This is a genomic window from Roseiflexus sp. (assembly GCF_057785375.1).
Genome location: NZ_JBYNRX010000040.1, coordinates 46,218 through 58,808 on the forward strand (window position 1 = coordinate 46,218; position 12,591 = coordinate 58,808).

Consider the following 12,591-nt stretch of genomic DNA (forward strand, 5'->3'; position numbering starts at 1 on the left):
AAGCGCATGTCCTGTGTGTCCCTTTGTGACCTTCGTGGTTGACAGCTTTTTGCAGTGAAGTCAAACACGGACAATCAAGGATGTGGCGCGGCGGACGTTGGCTTCGACAGGCTCAGCCAACGTCCGCCGCAGGACGGTCAAGACGGGTCATTATTGTGCAACATCTGATTGATCGCTCGATAAGGACATGCCCTTGTTTACCGAACAGACGCCGATCCTTGGCAGACCAACCGCCAGCGTCGCGCAACTGGCAGCCTTCATCCTGGCGCGCCCGCACGGCGAATACACCGCGCACGACATCGAGGCGGTCATTGTGCCGGCATACTGGCGCTTGTGCGCCGAGGTCGGCATCGACCCAACGCTGGCGGTGGCGCAGATGATCCACGAAACCGGCAACCTGACCAGTTTCTGGGCGGCGCGCCCACAGCGCAATCCGGCGGGGATCGGCGTCACCGGTCAAAAGCAAACAACCCCGCCGCCGAATACGGCTGGTTGGGCATTCAACCCCCAACGGCAGCAGTGGGAAGCGGGAGTCAGTTTCGCTACCTGGGAGCATGACGCAATACCGGCGCATGTCGGGCGATTGCTTGCGTATGCGCTCCCAATTGGCGCAGAGAATCCGGTGCAGCGCGCCGCCATCGAGCGCGCGCTGCGCTACCGGCCGCTGCTAGCGCGCATGCGCGGCTCGGCGCCGATCCTCAAGCAACTCGGCAAGGTGCATAACCCGACGGGACAGGGATGGGCCAGCCCTGGCGTCGATTATGGCGCGAAGATTGCGGCCATTGCTGCGCGCATCGTCACAGGCAGGTGATTACGGCGCGCGCACACCGAGCACAACGGTCATTTTCGGGTCGATCCACTCACCGGGGGCAGGCAGCGTGCTGACGACGGCATACGGCGTGTATTCGTCGAACACATCGGGAATGCGGTCGCGCGTCTGGTAATCGACATAGACGTTGAAAATGCCAAGCGCGGCCAGTTGCTCCTTCGCCTGGTTCTCGCCGAAGCGCCGCAGATCCGGCATGCGCACTGCGCCCGGCGTGGGCGGCGCGTAGGGAATGAGCATATCTGCCGTGCACGCAGGAATGGCAGAGGCAATGACCGGCGCGACAGTTCGGTCGCCAATCGAAGCGCTCATCCCTTCCCATCGGTACACGATCTGCTCATCGGGGTCGGGCGGCGGCACGTTCCAGGTCAGGATCGTCGTCACCTGTTCTGACGCTGCGCCCTGTCCGTCGCCGGGGATGCAGTACCATTGCCCTGCAATCGCGGTATCGGTAATGAGACTGGTTGCCTCGATAGGAGCATCGCTCAACCGCACGAACTGCACTTCGGTGAACACATCACGGCAGAGTTGCGCCGTGTCGGAAACCTGCGCAGAGCCGGCGGGCAGCATATCCGGCGCAAACAGTTCCTCCCTCGAGACGTGGTAGGGTCCCGGCAGCGGGCAGATCGGTTTACGCACCAGCCACGAAGGTTTTGTAAAATCGAGCGGCAAACGACCATCGGGATACGGTTCGGCGAGCAGCCGCTGAAACTTCGGATTGGCAAACAATTCTTCCATAATATTGTGCCAGATCACACCGCCGCCGGTCAGACTCTCGACCTTCTTCGTTGGTTCATTGTTGTTGTTGCCGGTCCACACGCCGACGGTCGCATACGGCGTGTATCCGACGGCCCAGGCGTCGCGCCAGTCGTTCGAGGTGCCGGTTTTGACCGCCGCCGGACGAGAGAGTTTCAGTTTGCTGTTCAACCCCCAGACCGGCGCGCGCGCTGTGTCGTCGCTCAAGATGTCGGTAATGATTGCGACATGATCCGGATTGAGCGTCTGCGGGCGGAGCGTTGGTCGGAACTCCTGCAGCGTCCGTCCGTTTGAATCGACAACCTTCAGAATGGCGACCGGCGGATAGTAGCGCCCGCCGCTTGCCAGGGTGTTGTAGGCGGCGGTCAATTCCAGCGGCGTCACTTCACCGCCTCCCAGGGTCAGCGCCAGCCCGTAGAACCCGCTGCCGCGCTGGAGCGTGGTGATACCGGCGCGGCGCAGCAGCCCGATGGTTTGATCGATGCCGGCAAACTTCAGCGCCTTGACCGCCGGCATGTTCAGTGAGTTGGCGAGCGCCGCACGCATTCGCACCGGACCGTTCCAGCGGCCGTTGTAGTTCTGCGGCTCGTACCACTCGCCTGCGATCAGCGGGAACTTCGTCGGCACGTCCCAGATGACCGTCTCCGGCGTCATGCCGCGTTCCATTGCCGCCAGATAGGTGAAGGGCTTGAGCGCCGATCCGGGTTGTCGCTCGCGCACCGTGACATTGACCTGCCCATCGAGCACATTGCCCGTTTCGCCGGGGGTTTTTGTCGGGATCGTTGCGTTGTAATCGATGCTGCCGACCATTGCCAGAATCTGGCCCGTGTTCGGCTGAAGAATGACGACCGCTGCGTTGTGAATATTGCGCTCTTCCAATTCCTGGATGCGTTCAGCAGCCTTCTCCTGCGCCATCCGCTGGAGATCGAGGTCGATGGTCGTGTAGACCGACAGCCCCATATTGGCGAATTGCGGACCGTACTCTTCCTCCAGCAGACGGCGCACGTAGAAGACGAAGTGCGGCGCATTGAGCGGCACGTCCTGGCTGGCGAAGGTGAGATCGACCGCCGCTGCACGACGGGCGACCTGGTCGGTGATAATCCCTTCGTCCACCATCTGCCGCAGCACAGCGACCTGCCGCCACTTCGGCGGCGGGGCGCCGGTCGGCAGGCGGTATGATGGGCTGAGCCAGCCATCTTCCAGGCGCACACCTTTGAGCACGCCACCATCGAGATAGTTGAACGGATCGTAGACATTCGGCAACTGCGGCAACCCCGCCAGGAGCGCCGCCTGCGGCAGGTTCAGGTCCTTCGCCGGAATGCCGAAATAGACGTTGGATGCGGCTTCGATGCCATATGCCAGGTTGCCGTAGTAGATCTCGTTCAGATACAACTCGAGAATGTCGCTCTTCGAGTACTGCTCCGAGAGTTCCTGCGCCAGAATAATCTCGGTGATCTTGCGCTGATACCGGTTTTCGTACCGGCGCTCCTCGTCGCTCAGCACGACGTTTTTGATCAACTGCTGCGTGATGGTCGAAGCGCCGCCGGTTTCCTCGCCTGCCTGGAGGCTGGTCAGCAGCGTGCGCGCGATGCCCACATAATCGACGCCGCGATTCTCGAAGAACGTGCGATCCTCGATGGCGACCGTAGCGCTGATCAGGTAGGTTGAAACCTGGTCGATCGATACGCGGGTGCGTTTTCCGGCGCCAAAGAACTCGTAGAGGAGTTGCCCATTGCGGTCGTACAACCGCGTGGTTTCAAAACTCTCGCGGTTCTCGATGGCTGCCAGGCGCGGTTTGAGCGATGCGGCAAGATCGCTATAGGCGCTGTACGCCACCCCGACGACCCCCAGCGCTATCACGACGCTCAGCGCCAGGAGTGCCAGTAACAGGCGCGCCAGCACGCTGCCCATCCGGATGTCTGGCTCAACGGTGCGCCCGCGTCGCAACATGCCTGGCGGCAACGGTGCGCGGCCCGGCGATCGGGAACGACGGTTTCGGCGTATACTGTCCATACCTTCGATTGTAACACATTGCGCATCTGGTCGCAGATGCTATAATCGCCGTCGTGAAATTGGGGCGCTTCCCGCCGGTTTGATGAAATTGGAATAAATACTCTGCTATCCACTCGCCCGCCTGGCGACTGAAGCCGTGGGCTATGGAAAGCGAAGCCCGCCTGCGCGGGCTAGACCGGGCGATGCCGAACTTTTGTCGAACGCCATGGAACCTGCGGGAGGCCCTGATAAGGTTCCTTCATGGTCATTGATCAGCAGTTCCTCCGGCGAAGCGCGTTCTTCGTGCGAGGATCAATCGCGATAGGCATGGCGACGATCGCTGCCATTGTTGTGTTGTACCTGTCGCCCCTGCGCGCCGTGTATGATATTGGCAGCCAGCCTGCCCCGATTTCCCGCCTGTATGGTTCGGAGTACAACGCCGCCATGTCGTATGCCTACTCTCAGGGGCAGTCGCTCATTCTGGCGCCAATGGCCGGCGCTGGCATGTATGAAGTTCTGGTGCGGATGGGTGGTCCTGGCGGGCACGATCCCCTGCCGGCAGGCATCGAGATCGGCAGGCGCAACGCTGCTATTGGCGACGTTGGTCCGATACGGGTGTTCCGCTTTCTAGCGCCAGCCGATGCCCGCGGCGCGCTGGCGGTGCGTCTGACGAGCGCCACGCTCCAGCCGCCAGGCGATACCCGTCAGTTGGGGTTGTTGCTCGACCATCTGGAGATACGTTCGAAGGGATGGGCGCTGCCTGCGCTCCAAATGTTGGGTATCGCGCTGGTCCTGATTGGCAGCGCATGGATCGCCATTACTCTGCTGGTCGATGACCATCGACTGGCGCTGGCGCTTCTGGCGCTGGCAGCGATTGGAACGGTATGGGTCGTCTGGGTGCTGCGCAGCCAGAGCGCCTCGCCGGTTCTCTGGAGCGTCGCAGGAGCGGTCACAGCGGCATTTGGCGCACTGGCGGCGCGCCCGCCGTCCTGGCTCGTCCGGCGAACCCTGGTTGCGGTTGCATTGCTGGTGGTCACGTGGCGTGTGACGCTGTGGGTGGTCGCGTGGGTCGCATTACAGACCAGCGCCTGGCTCTCTCCGCTGGCGCAGTGGATCATCAGCGACGCCAGAGCGCTGGCTGCATTGTCCATTCCGGTGTACGTGCCGTTCGATCACGTGATTGGCACAGCCTGGTCGCAGTGGGATTCGCGGTTGTACCTGAGCATTGTGACCCTGGGATACCAGTACCCGCCGGAGGAGTACGCAAATATGGCATTTCTGCCGCTCTACCCGCTCCTCATTCGGATGGGGCTGCCGTTAACCGGAGGCGATGCCGTTGTGGCCGGGCTGATTGTGACACACTGTGCGCTTTTCGCCGCTGTGTTGATCTTCGCCGATGTCGTCAGGCGCGACTTCGATGCGCAGATTGCCTACCGGTCGATCGCAACGCTGTTGTGCTTTCCCACGTCTTTCTTTTTAGGCGCTGTGTACGCCGAGTCGGTAGCGCTGGCGTTGCTGGCGCTGACGCTGTGGGGATTACGCCGCCGGCGCTGGCTGCTTGCAGGCGTCGCCGGATTCCTCCTGAGCCTGACCCGGCTGCCAGGCGTGCTGATGGTGCCGGTCATTGCACTGGCGTTACTGGAACATGCCGGCTGGCGGCGACCGCCGTTGACGCGTGCGTACCTGGCACCGTTGTTGCCGGCGCTCGGTCTGGGGTTGTTTATGGCATACCAGTGGTGGCGCTTCGGGTCACCGTTTCTTTTTATGCAGACCCAGCGCGATATCTGGGATCAGCAACTGAGTCTGCCATGGGTGCAACCACGTATGATGATCGAGACGATCGTTGCCGGCGCCGATCACTGGAGCGGTCGCTGGCCCACGCGCGTCTTTCAACTGCTCGTCTGGTTGGCGTTCGCCGGGTTGGCGGCGGTCGTGCTGCGTCGTCTGCCGCTGGTCTACGGGCTGGCGACCATTGCAATGCTCGCGCCAGCGTATCTGACGAATGTCTCGCATTCGCTCCCGCGGTATGTGCTGCTGGCGTTGCCCGCGTTCGTTGCTGCGGCGCTGCTGATCGAGCGTCGTCCCGTGCTGCTGCTGGCGACGCCTGTGGCGCTTACGCTGCTGGTGTGGACGGCAGCATTGTTTGTCAACGGTTTCTTTGTTGGTTGACAGGAACGCTATGCGGCTCGAAGATCTGGTTGGTCGCCGGGTGGATCGGTATGAAGTGATCGCGCTGCTGGGGCGCGGCGGCATGGCGGCGGTCTACCGCGCGCGCGATACGGCGCTGCAACGCGATGTGGCGCTGAAAGTGCTCTACCCGCAATTCCTCGGCGATGCCGCGCTCGTCGAACGGTTTCGGCGCGAAGCGGTGCTCGCTGCGCGTCTCGATCATCCTGGCATTGTGCCGATCTACGACGTTGGCGAGTTCAATGGGCTGGCGTTCATTGCCATGCGCCTGCTCGATGGTCCCTCGCTCGCCGATGTGCTGCGGGCGCGCCAGCGCCTGACGGTCGATGAGACTATTGCACTGATCGATCAACTTGCTGCTGCGCTCGATTATGCCCACGCGCGCGGCGTGATTCACCGCGACATCAAGCCGGCAAATATCATTCTGGAAGGGTTGGGCGTTCCGTGGGACGGGCGCGACCCTTCCGCACTGGAACGGGTGCGCCTGACGGCGCCGGGTATGCGCGCGATCCTGACCGATTTTGGCATTGCAAAGGCGCTCGATACGCCGGGAACCACCACGACCGGCTTTCTGGTCGGCACGCCGGAATACATGGCGCCGGAACAGATCCGCGGTGATACGCGCATCGACGGGCGCGCGGATGTGTATGCGCTGGGTGTGCTGGCGTTTCGCTGTCTCACCGGGCGCAGCCCATTCGAAGGAACGACGCAGGAAGTGCTGCTGGGACATCTCGAAGGCGCCATTGTCGATCCCTCGGCGCTCGTCCCGACCATTCCGCAGCCGATTGGCGCCGCGATCCGCCTGGCGCTGGCGCGCCGTCCCGACGACCGCTACCGCACCGCCGGAGAATTTGCGCGTGCACTGCAATCGGCAGAGCGGATGGAAGCGCCGCTGCCTCGTGCGGTTGCTGCTGCGCCACGACCGGCGCCGGACGTGGTGCGCGTCGCTCCTGATGCGCCGACCGGCATCGGCGATGCGCGCCCGCCTTCCACACGACAGGAGGCGCCCCCACCGGCGCCGCCAGCAGAAGGCGCTGCACCGCCGCACCGTCCGTTGCATCCGGCGTTACTGGCGCTGCTGGCTCTGGGCGCCCTGATCCTCGGCGGCGGCGGAGCCGTGCTAGCGGGCAGGTTGCTGATCGCGCAATCGCCGACGCCAACCCTGCCGCCGGTTGTTGACACTGCAACGCCGACACAGACATTCACTCCGACGCCGACCGGAACCCCCACTCCAACCGCAACACCCGAGCCATCGGCGACGCCGACCGCACCGCCAACCGCCACTTCTCCTCCGACCGATACGCCGGTTCCGCCAACGGCGACCCCGCGCCCGACGGCTGCGCCAACCGCGACGCCAACCGCTGCGCCGACCGAGACGCCAACGCCAACGCCATCGGTGACGCCAACACCGTCGGCGACGCCGACCGAAACGGCAACGTTTACGCCGAGCGCGACGCCAACGCCGACGCCATGCCCGATTGCGCCCATCCGCGGCTTCGGTGAGATCTGGAATAAGAACGCAACAGTGGCGCGGCGTCTCAGATGCCCGGCCGACATCGAGCGCGGCGGCGACCGCACGCTCATCGAGCAGCGCTTCGAGGGCGGCAGTATGACCTCATTCCTGCCGATCGGCGATATTTTCGTTCTGGTGGGTTTCGCGCGCGGCGAGTGGCAGCGTTTCTCCTTTCCCGTGCCGCTGCCGCCCGATACCCCCGCGACCCCGACGCCGCCGGCAGGCTTGCAGACGCCAACCAACACCTTCGGCATCATCTGGGCGGCTAACCCGGGGGTGCGCCAGAATCTCGGCTTTGCGCTACGCCCGCAGAGCGACGAGATCGAAGGCGCATACCAGCCATTCACCGGCGGCGTGATGATCTATAGCCGTGAGGGATTAGGACGAGGGAAAACGATCTACGTCCTGTACACCGATGGAACGTTCGAGCGGTATGATGATACCTTTACGCCATGAAGAGTTACTACGACGACGTCTACGAAATTGTCCGCTGCATCCCGCGCGGACGGGTCTCGACATATGGGCGGATTGCAGCAATGACGCCGGTTCCGCGCGGCGCGCGCGGCGTCGGATGGGCGCTGCACGCGCTTGGTCCCGCGCGGGCGCGCGAGGTGCCCTGGTGGCGTGTGATCAATGCTGCCGGGCGCATCAGCAATGAGTACCACGCTGAATTACAGCGCGCGCTCCTGGAAGCCGAAGGGGTCGTCTTCGACGAGCGCGGCTACGTCGATCTGAAAACGTATCTGTGGGACGGAAAACTGTCTTGACAAACTCATTCTGTGTGCTATAGTGTGACCGATCACATTACTTGCTTTTCTCAATACCAGGGGCGGAAGCATGCGACGCAGCACGATCCGCGAAGTGGCGCTCCGCGCTGGCGTGTCGTATCAGACCGTTTCGCGCGTGATCAACAATAGCCCCGACGTGGCGGAAGCGACCCGCGAACACGTGCTGCGCGTCATCGCTGAACTCGACTACCACCCCAACGCTCAAGCCGTCAGTCTCTCACGCAACCGCACCGACATCGTCGGCATTATTGTTGATACTGTTACGTCCACCTTCTTCGCGCAAACCATCGACGGCGTCGCACAGGCGCTCCGCCGTCGCGGGCGATTTATGCTGCTGGCGACGGTCGAAGACGCGACGCAATTCGATGTCATCGACACCTTACAGCGCAGCCGTCGCATTGATGGGCTGGTCATCGTGTTGCCGCTGGCAAACAGTCTGAGCCTGAGCCGCCTGGCGCCAGGGCGCGTGCCGATTGTCCACATCGACCTGCAGTACGATCTGGATGTCTACGGCATCACCGTGAATAACTATCACGGCGCGTACCTGGCAACCGAACACCTGATCCGGCTTGGGCACCGCCGGATCGGGATTATCACCGGACGGGGCGATATTCCCGTTGGCCAGTTGCGGCTCGATGGGTACAGGGCGGTGCTGCACGATTACGGTATCGTATTCGATCCGGCGTTGACGGCATCGGGTGATTTCAGCTTTGCCAGCGGCATCGTGGGGGCTGAACGCCTGCTGGCGCTCGATCCGCGACCAACGGCGATCTTTGCATGCAACGATCTGATGGCAATTGGAACGCTGCACGTCGCCGCGCGCTACGGGCTGCGCATCCCGCATGATCTCTCGATCATCGGATTCGATGATACGCCAGAGGCGGCGCTGGCGTGCCCGCCGCTGACGACAATGCGCCAGCCGTTGCGCGCCATGGGCGAAATGGCCGCCGATCTGGTCTGCCGACTGATCGATAGCGAAACGCCAGAACAGATGCGGTATACCGTCGAGACCGAACTGGTCGTTCGCGCTTCGACGGGGCGCTGCACGACAGATTGACAGGGAGACGTTGCAGGTTCTATAATCCTGGAACCTGCACCACGGGCAAGAGAACAGTACAGCGCGGTACGTCATCTCTGCGTGGGCGCCGCTCAGGTTTTTCTCCGCACACCAGATGATTGCCGCTCTGCCATCCTGACGGAGCACGGTATGAATGCCAGCGGGCAACGTGGCTTGTGGATGATCGCCATTCTCGCCGTTCTTGGCGCGATTGGCTATGTCGCTCTGCGGCCGCCGTCACAGACGCCAGCCAAATCTGCTCCCCCTACCCCAACGACGGTGCCGGTCGCTACGGCGCCGGTTGCTCCTGCAAACCCGTTCACTCAACCTGATTCCGTGCATGCTGACCCCAATCTTTCGGGCGACTGGGCGATGGAAGGGTTGAACCCGGCGCGTACACGCGCTGTCGAAACGCCAATTGCGCCGCCGCTGCACAACAGCGCGTGATTGTCACTGCGTCGTTTGAAGAAGGCGTGTCACCGCCGGTCATCGCTCGCGGTCTCATGCTGTTGGAAACCAGAGATGCGTTGAGCGCCATCGATATACGCACCGGTCGGCAACGCTGGGCATATCGTCAGAAAGGCGCCTACATCTCGCCCGCCATTGCTGGCGATACGGTGTATTTCCGAGCGGAACAGGCAAATCAGGGGCAAATGGTGGCGCTGGAACTGAGCAGCGGACGGCAACGCTGGACGTTTACTCCCAAACGGTTGAGCGCCGCTGCCAACAACTACTTTGGCGGTCATCTGACCTCGCCGGTGGTTGTCGATAGCACAGTGTACGTCGGCGCCGGCAAAGAACTCTACGCGCTGGATGCAATCAACGGCAAGATCCGCTGGGAGTTTAGCGCGCAGGACTTCATCACCTCATCTGCAGCAGTTGCCGATGGGCGGGTGTTCGTCTCCGACTTTTCCTAATTTCTATGCGATTGATCAGGAAACCGGAAGGATGCTCTGGTCGTATCCGGCGCATTCCGCCGTCTACTTCTCATCGGTGGCGACCGGCGATCTGGTGCTGATCAGCAGCGGGCAAAACATGATTGCGCTCGACATACGCGACGGCGCCAGGCGCTGGGAGAAGAGCGTTCCCGGCAAAGCGCTCATTCCTGCGGGGGCGCATGGTGACGTGGTCTTCGTCAAGACGACGAATGAATTGTTTGCGCTCAATCGCAGCGACGGTCGTGAATTGTGGTCGTTTCAGGATGTCAACTACGTTTCGCTTCCCGCGCTGACGCAGGAGTATGTGTTTATCATCAGCGGCATGGGAGCGGATGCGTCGGTTGCGGCGCTCGATATGGCAACTGGAGCAACCGTCTGGTCGCAAGCGGTGCCGCGCCTGGCAACGACAGCGCCGATTATTGCCGGACGCGCAGTCTATGTGCGCACAACCGATGGCAGAGTGATCGAGCTACTGAGCTGAACAACATGAGGAAAGCCCAAAACACGACGGCGCAATGGCGCACATGGGTGCAGGAGGTGCAGTATGGCGGTGCAAACGGCGCAGGTTCCGGCCCGGAGCAAACGAAAGCCAGCCCTGTTTGGCTTGATTCCGGCTGGAAAGATCGAGCGGCGTGAAGCGCTCTGGTTTTGGATCTTCATTTCGCCATGGGTCATCGGGTTTCTCGCATTTACCCTCTACCCGATTGTCATGTCTGCGTACTACAGCATGACAGTGTTCAACGTGGCGAGTCCGCCGGTGTGGGTTGGCTTCGAGAACTACATCAACCTGTTCAATGATCGGGTGTACTGGAAGTCGCTCCAGGTCACCGGCTATTACACCCTGTTGAGCGTTCCGTTGGGCATCGCTTTCGGTTTGATGCTGGCGGTGCTGCTCAATCAGCGCGTTCCGGCGCTCGGCGTCTTTCGCACGCTCTACTATCTGCCCGCGCTGCTCGGCGGCAGCGTCGCGGTTGCGCTGCTCTTCTCCTGGCTGCTCAATCCGCAGTTCGGCGCGATCAATCTGATCATCCGTAACCTGGTCGGTCCCAATGGTTTGATCCCGCTCGGCATTACCGGACCGCGCTGGCTCCAGGATCCGAACTGGGTCATTCCGTCCTTTACGCTCATGTCGCTCTGGGGATTCGGCGGGACGATGCTGATCTACCTCTCGGCGCTTCAAGGCGTTCCCACTGCGCTCTACGAAGCCGCCGAGATCGATGGCGCCAATCGCATCCAGCAGTTCTTCAACGTGACTGTCCCGATGATTTCGCCGGTCATTCTGTTCACCTTCATTACCGGCGTCATTGGCGCTATGCAGCAGTTTACAGCGGCATATGTCATTTCCGGCGGCATGAATCTCGGCGCTCCCGCCTATTCGTCGATGTTCTACAACCTGTATCTCTTCTTGAATGCGTTCCGGCGCTACCGGATGGGATTGGCATCGGCGCAGGCGTGGATTCTGCTGATCGTCATCCTGCTGCTGACGCTGGCCATGTTCTGGGTGTCGCGTCGTTATGTTCACTACGAGTCGGACGAAGAGGGAGCGATCTGACCGGGCTGCACGGTCGTGAATGAACAGGAGGACGAGCAATGGCAACACAAACGACATCTCCGGGCGTGCGCCCGGCAACCCCTCTGGTACGGCGCGGACTCTGGTCGAGCAAGCGACGGCGTGAGCAGATCATTACTGCGCTTTCGACAACTGTTGTTGCGCTCGGATTGATTATTATCCTGTTCCCGCTGGTGTGGATGTTCTCCACATCGCTGAAAACCCGTGCGGAAGTGGCAAAGTTCCCGCCAGTCTGGATTCCGGCGGCGCCGCAATGGGACAACTATCGCCAGGCGCTGACCGGAGAAAACCGCTTCGACATCTATTTCCGAAATACGCTGATCTACGCGGGCGGTGCAATGCTGGGCGAGACCCTTTCGTGTGCACTCGTTGCTTATGGCTTTGCGCGGCTGCGCGCGCCGGGCAAGAATGCCCTATTCGTGCTGGTGCTCTCAACGATGATGCTGCCCTTCTGGGTGACGCTCATCCCGCAATACATTATCTTCGCCCGTCTGGGATGGATCGATACGTACCTCCCGCTGCTCGTGCCGAAGTTCTTCGGCAGCGCCTATCTCATTTTCCTCCTCCGTCAGTTCTATAAGACGCTGCCAAAAGATTATGAGGAGGCGGCGCTGATCGATGGCGCCGGCTATTTCGGCATCTGGTGGCGCATTATTGTGCCACTGTCGTTGCCAGCCATTGGCGCCGTCGCCATTATGAGTTTCATGTTCCACTACCAGGACTTCATGGGTCCACTGCTCTACATCAATTCGCAGTACAACTATCCGGTGTCAATTGGCTTGCAACAGTTCCGTGCGCCGTTTGGCGGCACCGCGTTCCACCTGCTCATGGCGGCGTCGCTGGTCACGCTGATTCCGCCAATGGCGCTCTTCTTCCTGGCGCAACGCTATTTCATCCAGGGGATTGTGGTGACTGGCATCAAAGGGTAGATCGGCGGCTCGCTGCGTCCCATCGCTTTCGCCTG

At 61.7% G+C, this 12,591-nt stretch carries 11 protein-coding genes; 10 read left to right on the forward strand and 1 reads right to left on the reverse strand.

Annotated features, from left to right (window positions below; all coding sequences use genetic code 11):
* The first annotated feature begins 187 nt into the window (after nucleotides 1-187).
* Nucleotides 188-811 carry a glucosaminidase domain-containing protein gene (locus AC3EA7_RS07780; protein ID WP_488613472.1) on the forward strand — a complete coding sequence of 208 codons (624 nt, stop codon included), beginning with the start codon at nucleotides 188-190 and terminating at the stop codon, nucleotides 809-811.
* On the opposite strand, the gene AC3EA7_RS07785 is transcribed toward AC3EA7_RS07780, so the two are convergent.
* Nucleotides 812-3,595, reverse strand: a complete 2,784-nt coding sequence (locus AC3EA7_RS07785; protein WP_488613473.1) for a transglycosylase domain-containing protein — start codon at nucleotides 3,593-3,595, stop codon at nucleotides 812-814.
* 306 nt (nucleotides 3,596-3,901) lie between these two features.
* On the opposite strand from AC3EA7_RS07785, the gene AC3EA7_RS07790 reads away from it, so the two are divergent.
* From AC3EA7_RS07790 to AC3EA7_RS07830, 9 genes are all read left to right on the forward strand, one after another.
* Nucleotides 3,902-5,743, forward strand: coding sequence for a hypothetical protein (locus AC3EA7_RS07790; protein WP_488613474.1), 1,842 nt, complete (start codon nucleotides 3,902-3,904; stop codon nucleotides 5,741-5,743).
* 10 nt (nucleotides 5,744-5,753) lie between these two features.
* Nucleotides 5,754-7,730, forward strand: a complete 1,977-nt coding sequence (locus AC3EA7_RS07795; protein ID WP_488613475.1) for a serine/threonine-protein kinase — start codon at nucleotides 5,754-5,756, stop codon at nucleotides 7,728-7,730.
* Nucleotides 7,727-8,041, forward strand: a complete 315-nt coding sequence (locus AC3EA7_RS07800) for an MGMT family protein (RefSeq protein ID WP_488613476.1) — start codon at nucleotides 7,727-7,729, stop codon at nucleotides 8,039-8,041. Before AC3EA7_RS07795 ends, AC3EA7_RS07800 begins: the two co-directional genes overlap by 4 nt.
* Nucleotides 8,042-8,111: 70 nt before the next feature.
* The gene (locus tag AC3EA7_RS07805) at nucleotides 8,112-9,119 is read left to right on the forward strand and encodes a LacI family DNA-binding transcriptional regulator (protein WP_488613477.1); all 1,008 of its coding nucleotides are present in this window, start codon (nucleotides 8,112-8,114) and stop codon (nucleotides 9,117-9,119) included.
* A gap of 150 nt (nucleotides 9,120-9,269) precedes the next feature.
* Nucleotides 9,270-9,566, forward strand: a complete 297-nt coding sequence (locus AC3EA7_RS07810) for a hypothetical protein (protein ID WP_488613478.1) — start codon at nucleotides 9,270-9,272, stop codon at nucleotides 9,564-9,566.
* 26 nt (nucleotides 9,567-9,592) lie between these two features.
* Nucleotides 9,593-10,036: an outer membrane protein assembly factor BamB family protein gene (locus AC3EA7_RS07815; protein WP_488613479.1), complete on the forward strand. Its 444-nt coding sequence runs from the start codon at nucleotides 9,593-9,595 to the stop codon at nucleotides 10,034-10,036.
* A gap of 31 nt (nucleotides 10,037-10,067) precedes the next feature.
* Nucleotides 10,068-10,538 carry an outer membrane protein assembly factor BamB family protein gene (locus AC3EA7_RS07820; protein WP_488613480.1) on the forward strand — a complete coding sequence of 157 codons (471 nt, stop codon included), beginning with the start codon at nucleotides 10,068-10,070 and terminating at the stop codon, nucleotides 10,536-10,538.
* Nucleotides 10,539-10,601: 63 nt separating this feature from the next.
* Nucleotides 10,602-11,609 carry a carbohydrate ABC transporter permease gene (locus AC3EA7_RS07825; RefSeq protein WP_488613481.1) on the forward strand — a complete coding sequence of 336 codons (1,008 nt, stop codon included), beginning with the start codon at nucleotides 10,602-10,604 and terminating at the stop codon, nucleotides 11,607-11,609.
* A gap of 38 nt (nucleotides 11,610-11,647) precedes the next feature.
* Nucleotides 11,648-12,556, forward strand: a complete 909-nt coding sequence (locus AC3EA7_RS07830) for a carbohydrate ABC transporter permease (protein WP_488613482.1) — start codon at nucleotides 11,648-11,650, stop codon at nucleotides 12,554-12,556.
* The last annotated feature ends 35 nt before the right edge of the window (nucleotides 12,557-12,591 follow it).

Coding starts and splice junctions, on each gene's coding strand:
- AC3EA7_RS07780 (WP_488613472.1), top strand. CDS start 188: ATGCCCTTGTTTACCGAACAGACGCCGATCCTTGGCAGACCAACCGCC.
- AC3EA7_RS07785 (WP_488613473.1), bottom strand. CDS start 3,595: ATGGACAGTATACGCCGAAACCGTCGTTCCCGATCGCCGGGCCGCGCA.
- AC3EA7_RS07790 (WP_488613474.1), top strand. CDS start 3,902: ATGGCGACGATCGCTGCCATTGTTGTGTTGTACCTGTCGCCCCTGCGC.
- AC3EA7_RS07795 (WP_488613475.1), top strand. CDS start 5,754: ATGCGGCTCGAAGATCTGGTTGGTCGCCGGGTGGATCGGTATGAAGTG.
- AC3EA7_RS07800 (WP_488613476.1), top strand. CDS start 7,727: ATGAAGAGTTACTACGACGACGTCTACGAAATTGTCCGCTGCATCCCG.
- AC3EA7_RS07805 (WP_488613477.1), top strand. CDS start 8,112: ATGCGACGCAGCACGATCCGCGAAGTGGCGCTCCGCGCTGGCGTGTCG.
- AC3EA7_RS07810 (WP_488613478.1), top strand. CDS start 9,270: ATGAATGCCAGCGGGCAACGTGGCTTGTGGATGATCGCCATTCTCGCC.
- AC3EA7_RS07820 (WP_488613480.1), top strand. CDS start 10,068: ATGCTCTGGTCGTATCCGGCGCATTCCGCCGTCTACTTCTCATCGGTG.
- AC3EA7_RS07825 (WP_488613481.1), top strand. CDS start 10,602: ATGGCGGTGCAAACGGCGCAGGTTCCGGCCCGGAGCAAACGAAAGCCA.
- AC3EA7_RS07830 (WP_488613482.1), top strand. CDS start 11,648: ATGGCAACACAAACGACATCTCCGGGCGTGCGCCCGGCAACCCCTCTG.